The sequence below is a fragment of the Pantoea sp. EKM10T genome, assembly GCF_011800685.1.
Classification (GTDB): Bacteria; Pseudomonadota; Gammaproteobacteria; order Enterobacterales; family Enterobacteriaceae; genus Pantoea; species Pantoea agglomerans.
In genome coordinates this window covers 1-22,249 of the sequence record NZ_JAALEU010000010.1, presented here as the reverse complement: position 1 = coordinate 22,249, position 22,249 = coordinate 1, and the positions used below count along the sequence as shown (strand labels likewise).

At 54.1% G+C, this 22,249-nt stretch carries 20 protein-coding genes; 6 read left to right on the top strand and 14 right to left on the bottom strand.

The window, feature by feature from the left end; translation table 11 throughout:
• Positions 1-59: 59 nt before the first annotated feature.
• The 7 genes from arnF to arnB are packed head-to-tail and all read right to left on the bottom strand — an operon-like array spanning position 60 to position 7,408.
• Positions 60-425, bottom strand: coding sequence for a 4-amino-4-deoxy-L-arabinose-phosphoundecaprenol flippase subunit ArnF (gene arnF / locus HFD95_RS17830; protein WP_010257128.1), 366 nt, complete (start codon positions 423-425; stop codon positions 60-62).
• On the bottom strand, positions 422-742 hold the full coding sequence (gene arnE / locus HFD95_RS17825) for a 4-amino-4-deoxy-L-arabinose-phosphoundecaprenol flippase subunit ArnE (protein WP_010257131.1): 321 nt from the start codon (positions 740-742) through the stop codon (positions 422-424). Before arnE ends, arnF begins: the two co-directional genes overlap by 4 nt.
• Positions 742-2,409, bottom strand: a complete 1,668-nt coding sequence (gene arnT / locus HFD95_RS17820; RefSeq protein WP_163852392.1) for a lipid IV(A) 4-amino-4-deoxy-L-arabinosyltransferase — start codon at positions 2,407-2,409, stop codon at positions 742-744. The genes arnE and arnT overlap by 1 nt, the downstream gene beginning before the upstream one ends.
• The gene (arnD, locus tag HFD95_RS17815) at positions 2,409-3,311 is read right to left on the bottom strand and encodes a 4-deoxy-4-formamido-L-arabinose-phosphoundecaprenol deformylase (protein ID WP_163852393.1); all 903 of its coding nucleotides are present in this window, start codon (positions 3,309-3,311) and stop codon (positions 2,409-2,411) included. Before arnD ends, arnT begins: the two co-directional genes overlap by 1 nt.
• Positions 3,311-5,290 (bottom strand): bifunctional UDP-4-amino-4-deoxy-L-arabinose formyltransferase/UDP-glucuronic acid oxidase ArnA, encoded by a 1,980-nt coding sequence (arnA, locus tag HFD95_RS17810; protein WP_167430565.1) that lies wholly within the window; start codon positions 5,288-5,290, stop codon positions 3,311-3,313. Before arnA ends, arnD begins: the two co-directional genes overlap by 1 nt.
• Positions 5,287-6,270 (bottom strand): undecaprenyl-phosphate 4-deoxy-4-formamido-L-arabinose transferase, encoded by a 984-nt coding sequence (gene arnC / locus HFD95_RS17805; RefSeq protein WP_163852394.1) that lies wholly within the window; start codon positions 6,268-6,270, stop codon positions 5,287-5,289. Before arnC ends, arnA begins: the two co-directional genes overlap by 4 nt.
• 1 nt (position 6,271) lies before the next feature.
• Complete coding sequence (gene arnB, locus HFD95_RS17800) at positions 6,272-7,408, bottom strand: UDP-4-amino-4-deoxy-L-arabinose aminotransferase (RefSeq protein ID WP_167430564.1); 1,137 nt, start codon at positions 7,406-7,408, stop codon at positions 6,272-6,274.
• Between the two features lie 698 nt (positions 7,409-8,106).
• Between arnB and HFD95_RS17795 the strand changes: the two genes are divergently transcribed.
• Positions 8,107-8,685: a YceI family protein gene (locus tag HFD95_RS17795; protein ID WP_167430598.1), complete on the top strand. Its 579-nt coding sequence runs from the start codon at positions 8,107-8,109 to the stop codon at positions 8,683-8,685.
• A 22-nt stretch (positions 8,686-8,707) separates the two neighbouring features.
• Here the strand turns inward: HFD95_RS17795 and HFD95_RS17790 are convergent, their stop codons facing one another.
• The 4 genes from HFD95_RS17790 to HFD95_RS17775 all read right to left on the bottom strand — a co-directional run bounded on the left by HFD95_RS17790 (position 8,708) and on the right by HFD95_RS17775 (position 11,720).
• The gene (locus tag HFD95_RS17790) at positions 8,708-9,493 is read right to left on the bottom strand and encodes an anti-sigma factor (protein WP_163852395.1); all 786 of its coding nucleotides are present in this window, start codon (positions 9,491-9,493) and stop codon (positions 8,708-8,710) included.
• On the bottom strand, positions 9,490-9,939 hold the full coding sequence (locus tag HFD95_RS17785; RefSeq protein ID WP_061902469.1) for a sigma-70 family RNA polymerase sigma factor: 450 nt from the start codon (positions 9,937-9,939) through the stop codon (positions 9,490-9,492). The genes HFD95_RS17790 and HFD95_RS17785 overlap by 4 nt, the downstream gene beginning before the upstream one ends.
• Before the next feature lie 87 nt (positions 9,940-10,026).
• On the bottom strand, positions 10,027-10,563 hold the full coding sequence (locus tag HFD95_RS17780; protein ID WP_010257155.1) for a tetratricopeptide repeat protein: 537 nt from the start codon (positions 10,561-10,563) through the stop codon (positions 10,027-10,029).
• Between the two features lie 143 nt (positions 10,564-10,706).
• Complete coding sequence (locus HFD95_RS17775) at positions 10,707-11,720, bottom strand: Gfo/Idh/MocA family oxidoreductase (RefSeq protein WP_167430563.1); 1,014 nt, start codon at positions 11,718-11,720, stop codon at positions 10,707-10,709.
• A 108-nt stretch (positions 11,721-11,828) separates the two neighbouring features.
• Here HFD95_RS17775 and HFD95_RS17770 point away from each other — a divergent pair, with 108 nt between their 5' ends.
• From HFD95_RS17770 to HFD95_RS22250, 3 genes are all read left to right on the top strand, one after another.
• The gene (locus HFD95_RS17770) at positions 11,829-12,839 is read left to right on the top strand and encodes a LacI family DNA-binding transcriptional regulator (protein WP_050680230.1); all 1,011 of its coding nucleotides are present in this window, start codon (positions 11,829-11,831) and stop codon (positions 12,837-12,839) included.
• Positions 12,840-13,441: 602 nt separating this feature from the next.
• Positions 13,442-13,879 carry a PACE efflux transporter gene (locus HFD95_RS17765; protein WP_111534880.1) on the top strand — a complete coding sequence of 146 codons (438 nt, stop codon included), beginning with the start codon at positions 13,442-13,444 and terminating at the stop codon, positions 13,877-13,879.
• A gap of 240 nt (positions 13,880-14,119) precedes the next feature.
• The gene (locus HFD95_RS22250) at positions 14,120-14,323 is read left to right on the top strand and encodes an Hha/YmoA family nucleoid-associated regulatory protein (RefSeq protein ID WP_010257166.1); all 204 of its coding nucleotides are present in this window, start codon (positions 14,120-14,122) and stop codon (positions 14,321-14,323) included.
• A gap of 537 nt (positions 14,324-14,860) precedes the next feature.
• On the opposite strand, the gene HFD95_RS22170 is transcribed toward HFD95_RS22250, so the two are convergent.
• Positions 14,861-14,998, bottom strand: a complete 138-nt coding sequence (locus HFD95_RS22170) for a DUF333 domain-containing protein (protein ID WP_235038367.1) — start codon at positions 14,996-14,998, stop codon at positions 14,861-14,863.
• A 721-nt stretch (positions 14,999-15,719) separates the two neighbouring features.
• Between HFD95_RS22170 and HFD95_RS17750 the strand changes: the two genes are divergently transcribed.
• A complete protein-coding gene (locus HFD95_RS17750) occupies positions 15,720-18,593 on the top strand; it encodes an autotransporter outer membrane beta-barrel domain-containing protein (protein ID WP_167430562.1) in 2,874 nt (957 codons plus the stop codon).
• 39 nt (positions 18,594-18,632) lie between these two features.
• Complete coding sequence (locus HFD95_RS17745) at positions 18,633-18,950, top strand: NirD/YgiW/YdeI family stress tolerance protein (protein ID WP_010257173.1); 318 nt, start codon at positions 18,633-18,635, stop codon at positions 18,948-18,950.
• Between the two features lie 62 nt (positions 18,951-19,012).
• Here HFD95_RS17745 and HFD95_RS17740 read toward each other — a convergent pair whose 3' ends face one another.
• The gene (locus HFD95_RS17740; protein ID WP_167430561.1) at positions 19,013-20,215 is read right to left on the bottom strand and encodes an HlyD family type I secretion periplasmic adaptor subunit; all 1,203 of its coding nucleotides are present in this window, start codon (positions 20,213-20,215) and stop codon (positions 19,013-19,015) included.
• A partial coding sequence (locus tag HFD95_RS17735) for an Ig-like domain-containing protein (RefSeq protein ID WP_167430560.1) occupies positions 20,193-22,249 on the bottom strand: 2,057 nt, incomplete at its 5' end. The genes HFD95_RS17735 and HFD95_RS17740, both read right to left, overlap by 23 nt.

Genomic DNA, 22,249 nt, shown 5'->3' with positions numbered 1-22,249 from the left:
TGCCCAAAAACGCTAATAAAAGGCGTAGTTGATGCGAAAACACTAACAATATTCTTAAATCAGGGCTTAACCACGATACACAGCAGGCCGATGACAATAATCACTACGCCCGCCAGGCTGTGCCAGCTGAACGCCTCATGGAATACCGGCAGACAGACAGCCACCAGCCACACCAGCACATAACTGAGGCTGAGCAGCGGATAGACGCGGTTCAGCGGAAAATAGCGCAGCGCCCGAATCCAGCAGAGCATTGAAACACCATAAGCGCCCAGCCCGGCCAGCAGCAGCAAGGCGGGCAGCAGGGCAACAGCAGGCAGCGACGTTATGCTGCTGACATCGGGCAGACGCGGCATCGCCCAGCGCATCATCAGCTGTGCCGCTGAGACCAGCAGCACGCTGCATGCGACCCATCCATACCCTTTCATAGCTGGCTCGCCATCAGCGCCACACCCGTCACCACCAGTAGCGTGCCGAAGATCTGGCGCAGCGTCAGGCGCTCGCGCCAGAGGATGCGTCCTGCCAGCGCAACGAAAATGAAGTTAAGGCTCAGCATCGGATAGGCCTGGCTGACAGGCACCCGCTGCAGCACCAGCAGCCAGAGAAGCATCGCGACACCCAGCAACAGCACGCTCACCCCAATCCAGCTTAAGCGGACCCGGCGCGATGCCGCGTGAGTCGCCTGTTTCTGGCACAGTTGCGCGCTGCAACTGAGCAGACTGACCAGTACTATCAGCAGCAGCATCACTTCATCTGACTGTAATAGAGGCAGACCAGCCTGCCCTGGCGATAGACGGCGTCCGGCACCGGAACATCCTCGCCGATATCACTGTGTACTGAATCAACCAGCAACAGCAGTGATACGCTTCCCGTACGGCGATGATCGGCAAGCCAGCCGCCGAAGTCCGCCTGAGAGACAAAGCGGGATTGCGCATCCGGGTAACTCAGCCCATATTCCAGCTCGCCTTTGGTGTCATAGAAGCCGATATCGCTACGTTGCAGATGCCAGGCTGCGGCAGATGCCACGCCGGGATTGTCCGCCAGGATAAAGTGACTTGAGGCCAGACGCTGGCTGATCGTCGAGACAAAACGCTGCGGCTGTTTGGCGTCGCGGATTTTATCCGGGATTGCCGTACCAATAAACAGGGCGACGCCCAGCGGGCAAAGCGCGGCCGCCAGCCAGCGGCGCTGTGCAGAGCGGCAGCTATATGCGCCCACCAGCCCCCAGATGAAAAATGCCAGTGCCCCCAGCGCAAGCTTCAGCATCTCGTGCGTGGCGAACAGCGGATGATGCGTCACACTCCAGGGAGCGAGCACCAGCACGACCGTTGCCAGGGTAATGATGCCGAAAATCAGGTTGAGCCCGCCATTGACTGTTAATGCGCGCCCTGCCCGCTGTGCGGCGTTCAGGCCATAGTGCGCCATCAGCAGCGACAGCGGCACAAAACAGGGCAGGATATAGGTTGGCAGCTTGCCTTTTGCCAGGCTGAAAAACAGCAGCGGCATCACCGTCCAGCTCAGCAGATAGAGCGCACCGGGATGCTGCTGACGCTCGCGCCAGCCGGTCATCAATGCGCCCGGTAACAGCGCCAGCCACGGCAGCGTTCCCAGCAGCAGAACCGGCAGGTAATACCAGAAAGGCGCTTTGTGCTGGGCATTGTCCTCAGCAAAGCGCTGAATATGCTCAACCCAGAAGAAGTAGTGCCAGAAATCCGGTGCCTGATGATAGATCGCCAGCGCCCAGGGTGCGCTGATCGCCGCGGCTGAGAGTAGAGCCAGCGGACCGAAGCAGAGCAGTTCGCGCAGTCGCTGCCGCCAGATCGCCCACGGCAGAATCGCCAGCACAGGCACTGCCAGCGCCAGAAAGCCTTTGGTCATAAACCCCATGCCGCAGGCGAGACCCAGCAGCAGATAGCCGCCCGCCCGCCCGGCGCGTCCGCTGGCCTCCGTCGCCAGCCAGAAGCTGCACATCGCGGCAGCCAGCCAGAGCATCAGCATCGGATCGAGCACCGCATAGGTGCCAACGCCATAGACCAGCAGCGAACTGAGGAAAATAATCGTGCCGACGGCAGCCGTGCGTGCCGAACCAAACAACCGCCTGCCGAGCCAGTAGATCAGCACGGCGGTCATCGCCGTGGAGAATATCGATCCCGCCCGCACGCCAAAGTTGTTGTGGCCAAACAGCCACTGACCCAGCGAGTTGACCCAGTAACCCGCAATTGGTTTTTCAAAATAGCGCAGACCGAAGAAGTGTGGCGTCACCCAGTTGCCGGTTGCCAGCATCTCCCGGCTGATCTCCGCATAACGAGTCTCATCCGGCTGCCAGAGATCGCGGAACATCGGCGGAAGCAGGTAATAGAGAATAAAAAAGCTGAAAAAAAGTAGCCACTTCGTGTTGTTACGTATCCGCACTAGTTCGCCTCTTTAGTCAGTTTCTGGCAGCCCAGCCACCCTTCCCGTCCGGGGATTTCGCCTCTGACCACCCTGCCCACCGGCAAGGTACTTAGATCGTCGGGCAGCAGCTCGCTTAACGGACAGAACTGAATGCCGTGACGGTCCGCAGCAGCCAGCAGCTGGTCAAAGTCCGGGTAGCCGATAATCCCTTCGACTTCGGCATGCACGGTGTAGACCGCCCCATCATCAGAAGAGAGCATTTTCGCCAGAATGTAGTCGTTATAGCCTTCTGCGCTGACCTCGCGGCCAACCACTTCATCCCATGTGGGCAACGTCACCGGAATCTGTACGGTACCGATCTGTCCATCCGGCAGCATGGGCCGGAACGGGCCGCTGCCGCGACAGTCGCTGTTGTAGTGAAAGCCAAAGTCCTGTTTGGCGGCGATCACCCGGCCATCGGCTCGCCAGCCCGCGGCGGCCGAACAGCTGACAGGATGACCGAGTATCTCACTCAGCGTTTCGGTGCCGCGTGCTATCTGCTCAACCAGCTTATCCTGCGGCCAGACGCCGGCCCAGGTCTGCCAGGCAAAATGGTCCCAGGCGTGCAGACCGACTTCGTGCTGACGAGTGGCGTCCTGCATGATGTGCCGCAATCTCCGTCCCATCTGCTTTCCCGGCCACGCCGTTCCGGCGAGCAGGATGTCCCAGCCATAGAGCGACGCGGCACGGGAGCGCAGCATCTTCATAAGAAACGCCGGTTTCACCAGCCGCCAGAGATGGCGGCCCATGTTGTCTGGTCCCACGCTGAAGAAAAAGCTGCCCCGCACCGCATGACGCCGGAACAGCTCAAGCAGCGCCGGCACGCCCTGCTTCGTGCCGCGCCAGGTATCTACGTCAATCCGCAGACCGATCTTCTTCATCACTTATCAGCCTGTGGCTCAACGGTGCGCAGGAAGAAGTCGAGCGTGTTGTCGATAGTGACATCCATCGTCACGGTCGGTGTCCAGCCGAGCAGGCGACGCGCATTGCGGATAGCCGGTTTACGGTGCTCCACATCCTGATAGCCTTTGCCGTAGTAGCTGCTGCTTTCTACTTCGCGGAAACCGGCAAACGGCGGGAACTGGCTGCGCAGCGGATGACGCTCAAAGCTGGCCAGCAGCTGCTCGGCCAGCTCTTTGATACTGGCTTCGTTGTCCGGATTACCGATATTGATGATCTGACCATCACAATTCAGCTGTTTGTTTTCGATAATGCGGAATAGCGCCTCAACGCCATCCTGAATATCGGTAAAGCAGCGCTTCTGTTTGCCGCCGTCAATCAGCTTAATGGGCGAGCCTTCTACCAGGTTAAGAATGAGCTGGGTTATCGCGCGGGAACTGCCGATGCGCGCTGCATTAAGGTTATCCAGACGCGGTCCCATCCAGTTGAACGGACGGAACAGGGTAAAACGCAGCCCCTCTTTTTCGCCGTAGGCCCAGATAACGCGGTCCAGCAGCTGTTTGGATACCGAGTAGATCCAGCGCTGTTTGTTGATCGGCCCGACGACCAGATTAGAGCAATCCTCATCGAAGCTGTCATCGGTACACATGCCGTAAACTTCTGAAGTGGATGGGAAAATGATGCGCTTCTGATACTTCACACAGTCGCGAATGATTTTCAGGTTCTCTTCGAAATCGAGCTCAAACACGCGCAGTGGATTGCGGGTGTACTCAATTGGCGTGGCGATGGCTACCAGCGGCAGGATGACGTCGCATTTTTTGATGTGATACTCAATCCATTCGGAATGGATAGCGATATCCCCTTCGACGAAATGGAAGCGCGGATGATCCAGGAAGCGGCTGATCGCGTCTGAACTGATATCCAGGCCATAGACCTCGAAATGCTCATCCTGTAACAAACGCTCAGTGAGATGATTACCGATAAAGCCGTTAACGCCAAGGATCAGCACGCGGGTACGACGTTGCAGCGCCGACTGCGGTTTTGAATAGAGCAGCGCGCCAGGGACGATGCCCAGACTCTGCGCCAGCTGACTGCCATTCATGTAAACGCCATGCTCGGACTGGCCGGTATGGATTTCCAGCGCACCTTCGCCACAGGCGATCAGGAATGGCTGCTTAGAGAGTACCGTCCCTGGCTTTGCCTGATGCTGCTGCGGATGAACCCGGCTCTTCCAGACGATAAATTTAACCGAACCGGCAAAGGCGAATGCGCCAGGCCAGGGATCGGTAACCGCTCTGACCAGATTGTGAATCGTCTGAGCAGGCTGATTCCAGTCAATGCGGCCATCCTCGGCCGTGCGGCGGTCAACCCGTGTCGCCTGACTTTCATCCTGTGGCCATTCATTCACCTCACCCTCGCGCAGACGAGGTAAAACGTCTCCGAGCAACTGCACTGCAGCCTGGGTCAGTTTACGATGCAGCGTCAGCGCGTTGTCCTGATCCTCAATAGCGACCTTCTGCTGCGCCAGAATATTACCGGCATCCGCGCGCTTCACCATGCGATGTAGCGTAACGCCCGTTTCAGTTTCGCCGTTGACCAGCGCCCAGTTCAGCGGTGCCCGGCCGCGATATTTTGGCAGCAGCGAGCCGTGCAGGTTAAAAGCACCCTTTTGAGCGCATTGCAGGATCTCATCACTCAGCAGATGGCGATAGTAGAAGGAGAAGATCATCTCTGGTGCCATGGTACGGATGCGGTCAAGCCAGATCGGGTGATTCGCCTCGTCAGGTGCATAGACCGGAATGCCATGCTCTGCCGCCAGACGGGCTACTGAGCCGAAAAAGTGGTTTTCGGTCGCCACATCGTTGTGAGTAAAAATGGCGGTGATCTCATAGCCTGCACTTAGCAGCGCATTGATGCCGACACAGCCCATGTCGTGATAGGCGAAAACAACGGTCTTCATGATTGAGTATCCTGTACTGAAGGCTCTTCTGGAGCGTGAACAATGCGTTGAACGAAATAGCGCGGACGCGCCCGAACGTCGTTGTAAATGCGCCCGATGTACTCCCCGAGCAGTCCCATACCCACAAACTGGGCGCCGATAAACATGAACAGCACGGCGAACAACACGAAGACGCCGTCACCCGCCCAGGCCGCACCAAAAAAGAGTCGCAACACGATCAACACCAAAGAGAAGGCGAAGCCTGAGAGCGCAATCAGGCTGCCGACCACGCTGAGCAATCGCAGCGGCGTGGTGGTCAGACAGGTCACCAGGTCATACATCAGGTTAATCAGGCGCATAAAGCTGTATTTCGAATCGCCAAAAGCGCGCTCGGCATGGATCACCGGCAGCTCAATGGTGTGTCGGGCAAAGGTGTTGGCCAGGATCGGAATAAAAGTGCTGCGTTCGTGACAGTTGAGCATCGCCTCGACGATGTGGCGACGATAGGCGCGCAGCATGCAGCCGTAATCGCCCATCGCCTTACCGGTGACCCGCTGAATCAGCCGGTTGAGCGTGCGCGAGGCCTTCCGACGGAACCAGCTGTCCTGGCGCTGCTGACGGACGGTACCCACCACGTCATAACCCTGACGTGCGGCGTCTACCAGCCGCGGGATCTCTTCCGGCGGGTTCTGCAGATCGGCATCCAGCGTAATAATCAGATCGCCACGAACCTGGCTGAATCCGGCCATGATGGCGGAATGCTGACCGTAGTTGCGGTTGAGTAGCACACCCGTTATCCGGCTGCCGGGAACGGTGGCGGCCTGTTCAATCAGTTCGGCAGAACGATCGCTGCTGCCGTCATCCACCAGCAGAATTTCATACTCAATCTTAATTGAGTCACAGGCGGCGCAGGTGCGCTGAAGCAGCTCCGGCAGACTCTCCTGCTCGTTATAGACCGGGATGACCACGGAGAGCATATTGATCGGTTTAATATCGCGCATCTCAGGCTCCGGCAATGTCATGTAAAGCCTGAATCACACGTTCGACATCCTGATCCGTCATTGACGGAAACAGTGGAATCGAACACATCTGCTGGCTGTTAAGTTCACTGGCGGGAAGACGTAAATCGGGATAGTGCTCGCGATAATATTTATGGGTGTGCGCCGCACGGAAATGCAATCCGCTGCCGATATCCCGCGTCTTCAGTGCCTGCATAAAGGCATCGCGCGACAGACCGCAGCGCTGTTCATCAATGCGAATAATAAACAGGTGCCACGCATGCTGATGTGGCCAGTCGGGCAGTGACAGCGGCGTGAACGGCAGCGTGCGCAGCGCTTCAAGATAGCGTTCAGCAATCTCACGGCGGCGGGCAATAAAGCCCGGCAGTTTCTGTAACTGCACCAGCGCAATCGCCGCGCTGATATCGGGCAGATTATATTTAAAGCCCGGCATCATGACTTCCGCCTGCGGCAGACGCCCCTGGGTATGACGATCAAACGCATCCACCGCCAGGCCATGAAACTTCAGGCTGCGTATACGATCGGCGAGAGTGGCGTCATCGGTCACCACCAGGCCCCCTTCCGCGCAGGTGATATTCTTGATGGCGTGGAAAGAGAAAATCGCCGTACCGCGCTGCCCGATCGGTTTTTGGTGATATGTGGTGCCCACCGCGTGAGCCGCATCTTCAATAATGGCAATCCCACGCTGCTCAGCCAGTTGATAGATTGACGCGAGATCGGCAGGTGCACCAGCGTAATGCACCGGAATAATCGCGCGGGTGCGGGGCGTAATCGCCTGCGCTATCCGGTCCGGCGTGACCATCAGGTTGTCGGGATCCACATCAATCATCACCGGCGTGGCACCCAGAAGCGTGATCAGGTTCAGGGTAGAGACCCAGGTCATGGACGGCGTGATCACCTCATCGCCAGGCCCGATCCCCATCGCCATCAGCGTGACATGCATTCCGGCAGTGGCAGAGCTTACTGCAATGGCGTGCTGGTTGCCGGTCATCTGAACAAAGGCCTGCTCCAGTTCGGCGCATTTTGCCCCGGTCGTTATCCAGCCAGAGTCAAATACCGCTTTAACAGCAGCCAGCTCTTCATCACCGAATGAAGGCCGGGAAAATGGCAAAAAATCCATGCTAAAACTCCTGCAGATCAAACCCATAAGCTGTCGCGCGTTGTTAATCAGGCACAACGCCAGAAAATAATCGAAATAGCGAATGACTCACAGTCGGCCAGGGTGTTATCGACACCACGCTTTCCCGTTCTGGAATTAAGGTTACCGGACTGCTAATACAAACTACCGTATGAAAGTTAACTGAACATTAAATGAAGAGTGTGAATTGAAATAAAATCAAGGGAGGGCAAGTTAAGGATTTCAGAAAAAGTTCACTATTAAATGGCTAATAATAGCCCTGACCTCAACTCTTTTTGATTTATTGATATTTTGTTTAAAATCAGCAGACTCTGTCAGTCACCAGAGCAGGATTCAGCTCATCCGAATGAAGTCACTTCTGGAAAGAAAAATTAACACGCTGAAATTGCCGGGCTAAATTCAGTCTGCTACTCACAGTATCACATCGAAAAAAATAGCGCTCCGCTCATCTCAGGATGAATCACAGATTAATAAAGCCGTCTTAATGTATTCTTAATATTTTTCGTTATTAATGTTCTGCCCTTGCAATAATCATTACACTTTGGTGATTCTCAGGTGACAGTCAGTTAATATCTGTCAGATTATCTGTGCCTGTAAGGTAAAAACAGTGCTAAAAAAAGTGAATAGGATCGCGGTTTCAGGCGTTAACGTTGGGTCTGCCTAAAAAAGAGAAAATAGTGATGATGCGTGCCGCCTGTTTATGCACTCTGTTAGCCCTGCTCAGCCCGGTGCTTTACGCCGCGCCGGTAACCTATGCCATTACCCCCGATAAAACGTCGATAGGCCTTTCATGGCGCGCCTTTGGTCACCAATTTTCGCAGGCCAGACTGCAGGGTGTGAGCGGCACGGTGACACTCAATCCTGATGAAGACCGTGACGATCGTATTGAAGTGACTATTCCGGTAGGGACACTGGTGGCCTCGAACAGCCTGTTAACCTGGCAACTGAAAAGTAATCTGTTTTTTGATGCAGAGCATTACCCAAACATTCACTTTGTCAGTAGTCGCTTGGCCTCACTGGGTGGCGGCAATTACCGTATTTTTGGTGTGCTGACGGTTAAAAATGTCAGCCGGCCAGTCGTGATGCTGGCCTCGCTGGACAGCGGAAAGACAATTGATCCGGCTTCAGGTTCGCTGGCGCTACATGCCTCCACCGCCATCTCCCGCTCAGCCTTCGGAATGGATCGGCTGGTCGGGGTGGTTGATGATCGCGTCAACATTGCGCTGGCCATTGCCGCGCAGGGCAGAAAGCCGCTGTAACGGTAACCGCTGAAGGGTCCGATTAACTGAGTGCTGTCTGCAATGTTTCCGCTGTGGCAGCCAGTTGAGCCGGTGGGTTGCGGCCAATCAGCACATATTGATAGCCGTCACGCTTCCACCAGGCCAGCTGCATGCCATGGCGCTTTTCATGGGCGATGGGATTCGCGCTGTCCGGCTCAGGCGAGATACAGAGCGCCATCGGGCCATAATCAGCATGCAGCCAGGCGATTTGTGCAATCGACGTCCGTTCGTAGCGCAGGATCCGCACCATTTTCAGTTCAGCCCCTGGCAGGCTGAGTTGCTGTGGATGCATCTGCAATCCTAAATCGAGTCGGGTACGGTCCAGCCCCCTTTGCAGCATGGCGGCGTCATCAGGTGTGTCGGCCAGCGTTTCAGCACTGTAGAGCGACATATAACGCGCCTCCAGATCGCGGATATTCTGGCTTTCATCTTTCTCTTCATCTTCCGGTCTTGCCAGGAAACCGATGCCGCTGCCCACCAGCAAAAAGCTGACAGACGCAGCAATCAGAGCCCGACGGCTGTAGCCTTTGGCTGGCATTGACTCTGGTGCCGTGATGGCTGCCAGTTGCTGTGCCATTCTGGCCTGCGGTGCCTGTTCCAGCAGCGGCGCAAAAGCCTGTTCAAAATCGAGATTACTTTGCTGTAAATGCTCAACCCGTGCCGCCAGTTCGGGATCCCCTGCCATCGACTGCTCAAACTGCACGGCTTCCTGTGGCGTCATCTCACCATCCAGCCAGGCAACGATTGCCTCATCGCGCCACGGTGGCGTAAAAGTTTCCCTGTTCATCTCCGTTTCTCCTGCGGTGCGGGCGAGGTCGCCGGCTGTCTGGCCAGCGTGGCACGTGCGGCGGCCAGACGGCTCATAATAGTGCCAATCGGAACGGAGAGCGTCTCTGCCGCCTCCTGATAGGTCAGACCTTCGACATACACCAGAAACAGTGCATTACGCTGCGCCTCGGGCAAGGCGTTAACCTGTAGCATAATGCGCTGGAAATGGCGGTGGTCGTCGCTGGTGGTGTGGTTGTCTGCGGCCAGCAGCGCATCGGGATCCACGAATCCCTGTCCCTGCCGGACCTTTCGCGCCCGTAAATCACTGGCCCAGATGGAGTGAAGGATCGAAAAAAGCCATCGATCAATGCGTGTGCCCGGCGTGAACTGCGCGCTGCGTTCCAGCGCGCGTACGCAGGTTGACTGCACCAGCTCTTCTGCCATGTCACGGTTGTGTGACAGCACATAGCCGTAACGCCAGAGCCGCGTCAGATGTTCCGCAAGGTGCTGACGGATGTCACTGTGAGTGATTTTTCGCTCCTCCCTTCCGCATCAGACCTCGGGGTGGCCATTGATCGCGGCCTGCAGATCGCGATATTCCTCGCAGTCTGTGCCACAAATCCCGGCAATGGTTTTTAACTGTTCGCGCGCCAGATCCGGACGCCCTTTGATCATCCAGGCTTCGCCCAGATATTCACGCACTTTAGCGTAACGGGGATCAAGTGCAATGGCGCGCTGATAATAGCCAATGCCCTCGTCCGTGCGGCCCAGTTTACGGGTAGCGTAACCACGATAGTTCCAGGCTTCGCGGGTATCCTGATTTTTCAGCGTATCCAGCAGGTTCAGCGCCGCCTGATATTCGCCCTTTTTCGCCAGATGCCAGGCATAGCGGGTTTTATCGTCGTCACTCAGCTTGCTGGTCTTCTCAGGCACACAACTTTTAGTGTGACTGTCATAGACCTGACCTTTGGGGCAGTCAGGCGTCTTTTTATCACTGTCATTGTCGCCCATCGCCATACTCAGCGGAGAGTGCAGCATCAGCAGCAGTGCCGGAACGGCAAGCAGAGAAAAACCAGAACGCGTTGTCATAATTTATCCTTATCGGGTCTGTGAGACAGGCGATAAAGCCCGCCGGATGCAGTCCGCTAGCGCGGCGCTGTACGGTAAACAGCTCAGCGCCGGTTTCTATTCGATAAAAATAAAATTATTTTTTGCCAGGGTGCCACGCTGAATCAGAACGGTAGTTTTTCCACCGCACAGAAACGCCGTTCCGCCAGGGAGATCACCGCAGCTTCCGCAATCGCCTGGGCTTTCAGTCCATCCTCAAGGCCAGGAAGATCGTCAACCTGCTCACCGTTCAGCGATCGGATAAACGCATCCAGATGAGCATAGTAAGTTGGCTGCACCCGGCTGAACCAGTCGGGCAACAAGCCTGGCTGCTGAATCTGCGCACCCTGATAGCAGCTGACGCCGCGCTGTGGCTGAGAGGCTGATTCCAGCATCCCGTGCGGTCCCATCACACTGATGCGTTCATCGTAGCCATAGCCGGTGCGGCGGACATTATCGAGCTGTGCCAGCGCCCCGCCCTGCAGCCGCAATAGCAGCGTGCTGGTGTCCACGTCGTCAAATTCCCTGATCGAGGGCAGAGCCAGCGCTGCACCCATCGCAGCCACCTCTGTCACCTCCTCTTCAGTCAGCCAGCGCAGCAGGTCAAAAAAGTGGATAGCCTGATCGCGCATCTGTCCTCCGGACGCCTGAAGATAGGCCAGCGGCGGCATGGCTGAGGAGCGGCAGACCATCTGAATCAGTTCCGCCGGGCCGATCCGCCCCTGGCGGAGTTGTTGCTTCAGCTGCTGATGGCTGACATCAAAACGGCGATTAAACCCTACTGTGACCGGCACGTTGTAAGGAAGAACATTAGCCACGGCAGAGCGGGCCCGCTCAAGAGAGAGATCGACCGGTTTTTCACAGTAAATAGCTTTACCGGCGCGGGCTGCGGCTTCCAGTAAGTCAGCATGTGTCGGCGTCGCGCTGGCGATCAGCACCATATCAATCTGCTCATCATTTATCGCCTCGGTGACAGACGCGGCCCGGGCACCAAAGCGGGTCGCAAAGACGGCGGCGCGCGCGGGATCCGCATCCGCAACCCATACCAACTCAACTCCGGGGTGCGCCTGAAGATTCGCGGCATGAACTTCACCAATAAAGCCACACCCCAGCAGGGCAACACGTTGCTTTTTATTCATTTTTTTGAACTCCATCATAGTCCGGCAGAAAGATGCATCTGCAGGATAACGCTGCGTTTTACACTGGCGGCACGGTGTTTTGAGGTGTTTACCTCACAGGAGATCGGCATGTCGCTGAAAGAGGTCGCCCGACGGGCAGGTGTGGGACTGGCAACCGTGGATCGGGTGCTCAATGAACGTGGCGGCGTCGCGCCGGAGACGGTTCACAGGGTGCTGCAGGCAGCACGTGAAGTCGGGCTGAAGCGGATCCTGCCGGAGGAGCATCGTCATCCGTGGCAGATAGAACTGCTGCTGAGCAGCAACGATTCGTTTTTCTTTAAGCAGCTGGCACAGGATTTTACTGAGGTTGCCTCGCATCTGGGCTATCGCCGGTTAACGCTGCGCCGCACTTTTGTCCCCGAGGCTCAGCCAGAACGACTGGCAAAGCTTATCAGGCAGGGCGGTGAAACGCGGGATGGTCTGATCGTTTTTGCCCATGAACATCCGGCGATCTATGAGGCGCTGGACCATTGTCAGGCGCGTGGCGTACCGGTGATCTCGCTGGTCACCGATTTACCCGGTGCCGCCCGGCTCTGTCATGTGGGGATCAATCAGTTGCAGGCAGGACGTACAGCCGCTCAGCTGATGGGCAAAATGCTGCATCAGCCCGGTGAGGTGTTGATGGTCAGTGGGCACCGGGATTACAGTGCGCATCGTCAGCGTATTGAAGGGTTTCGTGACCTGATAACCAGTCGGTTTCCCCATCTTCAGTTACGTGAAGTTCTGGCCGCCCAGGAAAATCGCGACACCCTCAGTAAGTTGCTGGAGAAGCAGCTGGTACAGAGCGGTCATCTCCAGGGCATTTATAACACCGGGCTGGGGAATACCGAGATCGGGCAGGCGCTGGCACGACATCGTCGGCTGAATCAGTGCATCTGGATTACTCATGAGCTTTACGCCACCACCCGCACGCTGATGGCGCAGCAGAGCGTTGCGCTGACACTGGATCAAAACACCCGACAGCATGCCCAGCTCGCGCTGCAGCTGATGCTGAATTATCTGGAGCAGGGAGAGAAACCCGATATCTACATTAACGGAAAAGTGGATTTCATCATTTATACGGCAGAAAACTGTCTCTAAAGATTGCCCGTTGTGTCATATCCACCGGTAAAGAAATATGCTTTACCTGCCGTCGATCATTGCATTCAGCACTATTTCCCGCGCGAGACGTTGCCCGGGAAAGTGGCTCACTGGCTCAGAAGTGCATAGAAAATAGCCTGCCACAGATAATCTGATCGCAGTGACAAGCTGAAACCGCCCCTTTATGTCAGATAAAAAATCTAACTATCATCTAAATATTAAAATATAAATCTAAATACGCATTTTTTATGGTTTTAATATTCAGATGCAGAGTGATGACGTTAATATCGTATCCGACTGAACAAACAGCGAAGTGAAACGGGTGAATTAATGTACGACAGAGGTGCGGAAACAGAGCAGGAATAACACTCGCTGTCCTGAACGGTTAACCATTAAAAGCGTACTTTGCAGAATTGATCAATATCAAAACTTAATGGGTTTTTATCGTCATATTTCTATTGGGTTTCACTTTCTGCCAGGTTGATGCTAAGTTCTCGTCGGTTTAAAACAGGGCAGTATGAAGAACCGTTTCACTGATATTACGGCCACCCTGAATTTTTCCTGCGCCAGCACGGTGCCTGACTAATTAATGAGCGTCTGATTTGGAAAAGTGTTTATATCCGGTGCGTACCAGAACTGAGAGAGTGCTGCACGCGGTGGCATTCGAAGTTGTCGCTAATGTGCTGGTTTTCTTTATCCTGATTATTTTTACCTCCGCAGCACCATCGCAGTCGTTGTTGCTTACATTGGTCTCATCGACTCTGGCTATGGGATGGAACTACCTGTTCAACCTGATGTTTGACAGTGTTCAGCTAAGAACAGGATTTAAAAAGAACTTGCGAATGAGATGCCTCCATGCCGTTCTGTTTGAGGCGGGTCTGTTATTAGTGTTAATCCCCTTTGCAGCATGGTGGCTGGATATTACGCTATTCTCAGCGTTGAGACTTGAATCCGGACTGGTGCTATTTTTTCTGACCTATGCTTTTCTGTTCAATTTGTTATGGGATTGGGGAAGATCAGCAAAATCAATGAAGATATAAAATTAATGTATCATGCCATTAAAATTTACTTTCAGAAATTAACCTTTCGCTTAGCCGGCTAATGGAACTTCGCGTGCGAGTGATCGCGCCCGAATGTATCCGATGCGTAAGGAAACAAGTATATCTGGTGTCAGGAGCCGCTTACTCTCGCCTGGCAGCATTGATATAACGGCGCGTCTGCATAACTTAAGTTCAGACTGCGTATAAGCTCATTTCACAGGTTAAATCAGCAAGAATATTATGGACAAAGTCTACTATCTGAATAAGTTAAGGAACTGCCCGTCAACCGACATTCTGGATATCGTAACAAGCTATATGCGGAAAAAACTTCCTGGTGACGACCTCTCTTCATTTGAAGGCGCTTACGATCATCGTAAAGCCGAACTAATAATGAATGAAACCTACAGTGAAGTTCCTTCAGAAGTATGGAGACTGGTGTGCTGAGGCGAAAAAAGGAGGGCAGGATCACTCATAACCCATTATCTGCTGAGGGCTGATCACCCTGCAGATCATCAATTCCTGATAATCCTGGCGCGATGCATTTTGATCTCCGTCGGGCAGAATCGGTGAACAGATAAATCAGAGCATCACCTTTAGTGCTGTGATGCTCTGTCATTCTCAAAAAACGCACGACATAAAGCGCTGTAAGAAATAGTAAGACAAACCTGCCAGACCACTGTAAACCGTTTTAAATATGACGCCAAAACTGGCTTCATCTGTTGTATTCAGAAAAGCTCGTACAAATAATGCCTTCCGGACTCACACGACTACGATAATGATTATCTGTTCAGGCGATATGCTGCCAATTTAGCTCATGCTCCACCAGCACCGATCCCGGAACGGCAAATCGTGTCAGGGTGATAATAAAAGCTGCTCAGTCGTTAAGCAAGGGTGTATTAAGCAGATTCAGATGATGCAATACCATTAAATTTAAATGTTGTTCGCCCGAACAGGGAGCATGCAGGCGAACAAAACGGGAATTCATTTCAGATGGTCACGATGATACAGAGCCCACTGCTCAATCCTTTCTCCAGAGGGTAGCAGGCAATATGCCGAAGATTTTTCCTGGACCTGCTGACCACCGCGATTAACGCAATATTCACTGGCTGGATTACGCATTGTTAAACGCTGCGGTTCCTTGCTGTTCGGTGTGCAGGCGATAAGTAGTGAAGCCAGTAACATCAGTGAAACTCCTGCTAACCTGTTTGTGACGGTCATAAAACCTCTCTTAACCTTATTTTTGTGAATTAAGCATTTACCCTCCAGTGGTGTGATTAAGTCTGATAGCACAACAACGACTTTATCAGGAATCCTCCTTTCTCCTGCCACATGTTAACCTCAGGGGTGACAATCATCATGTTTCCATTCTGCCGTCCACTCTGCACTCACCACTGCGGGTAGCGATACATAATTATAGCGTGCTGCCACTAAACCCGCGCTTAACAACCTCACGCGACACATAAGCAGATAGACCTTTAATGCAGTGATTAAAAAATGAATAAAGCCAAAATTAGAATGCATGTGAAGATAATTAACAAAAACCCCATTATTACAATCGATGCATTATCTTAATTTTTAATGGAAATTCATCGCGGATACGGCATCGCCTTTAACGTTTACTTAAAACAGGCACACTTGCGATGCCTTTACATAAATCCTTTTCCCGCTGCATAATCCCGCAACATTTGTATGCGCACTGCCATTAATGGGATCAATAAAACCTACAACTTATTGGTATCGCTTAAATATCGCTGCTGCTTAACACCTGAATAACAACTCACGATTCAGGTGCCATTTAACGATCAGACTATCAATAAATTCTTAAGGAAGAGTGACTGAGATGAATAATAAATTCCCGCGAAATAAAATCGCAAAAGCATTAATGCTGGCAAGTGGGATGGGGGTTGTGCCTCTGATTAGCTATGCTGCAGTCATCGGAAGCCAGACAGGCAATGAGATCATCTTAACTGATGGCACCACGCTGATTGCCGACCAGTCATCTGGCGACGGTTATTATGGCATCCTGGTTAATGGCGCTACCGCCGCAACGGTTACCATCGGCAGCGGCAGCACAGTTAGCGTGACAGATGCTGAACGTTATGCAAAAGGGATTTTTATTGAAGCGGCAAACAGTGAATTTACTGCAGATAAGTTAACCCTCAACGTTTCCGGTAAAACAGCGGTCGGCATTGAGTTCGGCGGAAAAAATGTAACCGCCAGTTTAGGATCAGGTTCCTCGGTCACCACGGTAGCATCAGGTGATTCTTTCGCCGAGGGCGTCGTTGTCAGCAATAGTTCCTCGCTGCAGGCAAATAACCTGCAAATAAGCACCCAGGGCACTGGCGGAACGGCTCTGCGCGTCAGTGGTTACGGAAGTCACGCCAGTCTGGGCGACGACAGTAATTTACAGACGAATGGTCTTAACAGTAATGCCGTTCAGGTTGATAACCTGACCGGTGAGTCGATTAATGGCGTGGCCACGTTGAAAGCAAATGCATTGACGATCAACACTCTTGGCAATAATTCGCAGGGTATTAATATCCAGGATAATGGTTCTGTTGATCTGGGCAGTAACTCGACCATTATTACCACTGGGGATCTTTCTGCTGGCATCTGGAGCTGGGGTGAGCTGAAGGCCGATCATCTGACAATCAGTACTGCGGGTGAGACCTCTGCAGGTCTGTCAGGCCGTGACAACAGCCTGTCAAACATTGGTGCTGGTAGCGTGATCTCCTCTGATCAGACTGGCGGCATTGTGGCTATGGGCGACAATGCCATCGTTAACTTCATTGGCAGTGAAGAAGAACGCAATACGGTCTATTCAGCAGGTTTTTATGGCGTATCCGCACAGTCAACCGGCGCAACCATTAATCTGCAGAACACCGATATTATGATGAAAAATGTGGATACCATGACCCTGGGTATTTGGTCCACAAGCGGTGGCACAGTTAACGGTGATGCAGTGACCATTACCGGCCCGGAGAATGCTACAGGTGTCTACGCCATGGCTGGTGGTAAAGCGAATCTTACGGGTGATTTGACCATTGATATGAGCTCCCCGGATGGGATAGCCATGGCTACGCGATATGATGAAGGTTATACAGCAGGTGTCATCACCACCGACGGAAAAGCGCAGATCGTTGGTAGCGTTTTATCCCGGGCCGGACTCATCGACCTCAATCTGACATCAGGTTCACTCTGGTCTGGCAGCGCCAGCAGCGATAACGTCAATAATGGCCATCTGAACGTTAATCTGACCGACAGCACCTGGAATGTATCGCGAACATCCAATGTCGATAATCTGACATTGAGTAACTCGCTGGTTGACCTCTCTGCAGCCTCGGATGACGCAACCTATTCAACATTGACTATCGCCAACCTCAGCGGCAGCGGCGACTTCGCCTTGCGCACCAATCTGGCAGGCGATGGTGCTGGCGTGAATAACATTGGCGATAAAGTTGTGGTGACAGAGAGTAGTTCCGGTGATTACGGTCTGACCATACAGAACCGCGGCAGTGCCGTCACCACTGGCAACGAAGTACTGACTGTGGTTGAAACGACTGATGGCATCGCCACCTTTAAAGGTAACGCCGACGTGGAACTTGGTGGCTATGTTTACTCGGTCAATAAGCAAGGCAACAACTGGGTACTCTCCTCACCTAAAGCACCAGAAACCCCTGAAGCAGATGATCCGGCCGTTATCCCTGCGGATGAGCCTGCCGCGACTCCTGCCAATGAGCCTGCCGCGACTCCAGCCGATAACGGTGGCACGGCGCCTGCCGGGCAAGACAACGCAACTTCCCCTATTACCAGCACGGCCAACGCAGGGGCTAACTTCCTCAACACTGGCTATCTGATGAACTATGCCGAAATGCAGACGCTGATGCAGCGTATGGGTGATGTTCGTCAGGGTAAGACAGCCGGGAATGTCTGGCTGCGCGCTATAGATGGACGGTTCAGCGGCTTTGATAATGGCAAGCTGAGCCGTTTCAGCCTGAACTACACCGGTTATCAGTTTGGGGTCGATAAACGTTTGTCCGATGAAATTCCGATCTATCTGGGCCTGTTCATGGGGGTAACTGAAGGATCGCCTCATTACCAAAATGGTAACGGCAACATCCGTTCTGAGCATTATGGCTTCTACACCACCTGGGTAAATGATGCCGGTTTCTATGTTGATGGCGTTGTGAAAGTCAACCGGCTGAGGAATCAGTTCAATGTTCACGATACACAGAATAACCAGGTATCCGGTAACGGTGTCTCTTCAGGTCTGAGCGGATCGCTTGAGGCGGGCAAAAAGTTCAGCTTCTCTGATCGGCTGGCAGGTTTTTATCTTGAACCGCAACTACAGCTGACAGCAGGTCATCAGGATGGTGCTTCCGTAGGTGCGTCTAATGGTCTCAATATCACACTTTCAAGCTACAAATCACTGATGAGCCGGGCAAGCGTGCTGGCAGGGTATGAAATCAATCAGAGCAATTACAAACTCAACACCTATGTAAAAACGGGTGTAATGCGCGAGTATGCCGGGGATGCTGCTTATGCTCTGAACGGATCAAATGAACGTCTTTCCTTTAAAGGAAATGGCTGGAATAACGGCGTCGGCCTGAGTGCCCAAATCAGCAGCCATACGCTTTTCCTGGAGGCAGATATGGTAGACGGAAAACGTTTTAACCAACGTCAGGTTAATGCTGGCTACCGTTTTAGTTTTTAAATCAACGTGCAGCAAGCGCTCGTATAACAGGAGGTGTTAATGAAAAAAACATTATGGATGCTGCTGGCCTTGATCTGCTCAGGATCCGCTTTCGCCCGGCAGGAGTCCACCATCGCAGAAGCAAAAAACATGCGAGACGAACGTCATGTTACCCTTACCGGTACGATTAGTGGACGGGCTGACGATGACCACTACTGGTTACAGGACTCAACGGGTCGTATCCGTATTGATGTCGACGAGGATGACGAAGACGACAACGGCTTCCTTATTGGTAAAAAGGTACGGATAACGGGTGAGGTAGATCGCGATGACGGCCATAGCGAAATCGATGTTGATCGGCTCTTCATTCTGAAATAATTCCGGACTTCTGTGTAAAAAAGCCAGCTATAGCGCTGGCTTTTTTACATTCAGGGCAGGTTTTACTTTTCGCGAAACGCTTCCTGTACGCGCAACAGAGGACGCAACAGATATTGCAGCAGGCTCTTCTCGCCCGTACGAATATCAACGGTGGCCGTCATACCGGGAATAACCCGTAGTTCCTGACTGCCGCTTTTCGTCAGCGTATTATTTTCCGTTAATACCATCACCCGGTAATAAGTATCATCGACGCCTGGCCTGCGGGCAGCCTTACTTTCCTCATCTTTTAGCGCGCCCGAACTGATACTTTGAACATGTCCGGTCAGGCCGCCATAAATCGAATAGTCATAGGCAGAAATTTTTACCACAGCTTCCTGACCGGGCGCCAGAAAAGCCACATCAGAGGGCCGGATACGGGTTTCCACCAGCAGTTGGTCATCCAATGGTGTCACCTCCATTATTGCGGCACCAGGCTGGATCACACCGCCAAGCGTATTGATTTTAATACTGTTAACAATGCCTCGTACTGGCGTGCGAACTTCAGTACGCTCAAGCGTATCATGGCGGCCATGGGCAGTTTCCTGCAGGCTTGTCATCTCAACATCGACTTTGGACAGTTCATCGTTAGCCTCGTTACGGTAGCGGTTTTTTCGCTCGGTAATTTGCAATTCGGCATCATTCATCTGACGCTCAAGTTTCAGAACCTCAGTTTTTGACAGCAGCGATCTGGCTGAGAGCTGTCGCGCCATTTCAAGCTCTTTCTGCAGCAATGTTTTTGACTTCAGATAGCCTTCAATTGACTCATTTACCGCCCTTTTGCGTAGTTTCCAGGCATCGGTTTCACGGGTAACCAGTTCAGGTACTTTCATGACCTCTGGCGGGAACACAAGCTCGCTGCCGGTCGCTTCTGCTTCAAGACGCGCGGCCTGGGCTTTCAGTGCCAGCAGGCGGTTAGCGCTTTCGCGGAAGGAGGCTTCGGCGCGCGTGGGATCGATTTTGGCCACAACCTGACCTTTTTCAACCGTATCGCCTTCATGCACCATTAACTCCTGCAAAATACCGCCCTCAAGGCTTTGCAAAACCTGTTCGCGGGAACTGGGAACAATTTTGGCTGACCCGGTTGTCACCTCTTCGATGTTGAAATTGGCGGCCCAGACGATTACCAGCACCATTAACGCCACGCTGCCCCAGGCAATAAATAGCCAGCCTTCCCAGCGATCCTGACGGGCGGCCCTCACCATGTCACTGGCTGTATGTTCGGTCACCCTGGTTGCCGCTCGTGGTGGTGTTCACCAGGAACTCGCGTCCCACCCTGTTATCGTTCGCATCAAAGCGCTGTGCGTAGATGGCCGAGCCATCCCCGTCGCCGCCTTCAGAGCCCCAGATAAGCAGGTAGCCGCCATCATCCAGCGCCACGCCGACCGGCTTATACTGCTTGCCGCTGGTGTAGCTGTTGACGATGAAGTCACCGCTGCCGACCAGCGTCAGCGTTCCGGTGGCGGCATCCACGCGGTAGTGCACTGCGCGGATGTCAGAGCCGCTGGTGCCGCTGTCGCTGCTGTCCCAGAACACCACGATGCTGCCGTCGTTCAGGGTGATAACGTCCGGATAGTTCTGGGAGCTGTCCGTGGTGGTGTTCACCTGGAAGTTCCCCCCCAGTGGCGTGCCGTCTGCGGCAAAAATCTGCCCGACAACCCCGCTGCCGCTGGTGTCACCCGGACCGCTGGTGGCGTTCCACACGGTCACGTACATGCCGCCGTGCGCCGCATCGGTAAAGGCCGCCATTTCCGGCCCGCCGGAGCTGCCCATGCCCTTGCCGGTTGCCACCGTCACTTCGCCCGTCACCGGCTGGTTATCCGCCCCGTAGCTGCGCTGCACGATGCCTGTGCCCTGGTCTTCCCAGCTGATGATGTAGTCGCCGTCGGCGGTTGCCATCGCACCCGGACGGTTCTGTGCACCGCTGTAGGTGGTGTTCACCTGGAACTCATCGGTCACCGCCTGGCCGTCGGCGCCGTAGCGGCGCGCCATCACGCCGTCGCCGCTGTTGTCCAGTCCGTTAACGTTGGACTCGTAGACAATCAGAAAGCCGCCGTCGGTCAGCGCGATCACCTGCGGGCTGTCCTGATTGTTGGCCGTGCGCTGGTTCACCTGCTGCTCGGTGCCGATTTTACGTATACCGTCGGCCTCAAAGAGCTGCATGTAAACCTCAGTGCCGGAGACACCTGCGCCCTGCCACGTCACCACGATGCGGCCGTCCGCCAGCCGGGTCGTCGACGGGTTAAGCTGATCGCCTGTGGTAGTGGTGTTCACCTGCATACTTTCATTCAGCAAGCTATACGTAGCCAGTGCAGATCCCTGGAAGGCCACTGTATCGCCCTTGTTCCCTGCTGGATCGATAGCGTAGATCTCTCCTGACTCGCCAGCTGAGATTGGGTTAGGTGCTATCACCCATTTACCCTGCTGATCGGCTACTACGCTATATTCCGTGCCGTTCTTATCGACAATGACAACCACAACGCCTGGCTCAGTAACACCGCTCAGTGACTCCTCTGAGTTTCCTGAAATCCCAACGTTAGGCGCTGTGATATCGATAATAAAATCCCAGCTACTGCTGATTTCACTGACGTTACCTGCAGCATCCGTTGCCGTCGCCGTAATACCGTGTGTCCCTTCCAGCAGGTTAGTGGTCGGCGTATAGCTCCACTCACCCTGTGCATCTGCCGTCACTGTCGCAAGCAGGATGCCATTGTCATAAAGCGTAACCAGCGAGCCTTTTTCCGCCTTGCCGGTAAAGGTCGGCGCCGGATCGTCAATGACATTACCTGCCACTGGTGAGGTGAACTGCAATGTACCGACGTCATCCTGTAATGACTGGATGATCACTGGTTCTGGCGGTGTGGTATCCACATTCAGGGTAAATTTCGCCTCGCTGCTGTTGCCCGCTGCGTTGGTTACCGATGCCGTAAAGACGTGCTCACCATCAGCCAGCTCCGCCACCGCGAACGTCCACACGCCGCTGCTGTTTGCCGTGCTGCTGCCCAGCACCGCGCTCGATTGGTCGCTGATGGTCACCACCGCGCCCGCCGCCGCCGTGCCCTGCAGCTCCGGCGTGCTGTCGTCGGTCAGGCCGCCGTTCAGTACCGCGCCGGTGATGCTTCCCGCATCGTCGTTCGCCTGGTCAATGCTCAGCTCCACGCTGCTGCTGTCCAGCCTGAAGGTCGCGCGCTCGCCGCGGGTTTCGTTCCCCGCCGCGTCCGTCACCTTCACCTGCCAGCTGTAATCGCGGTCCGTCAGCGTGC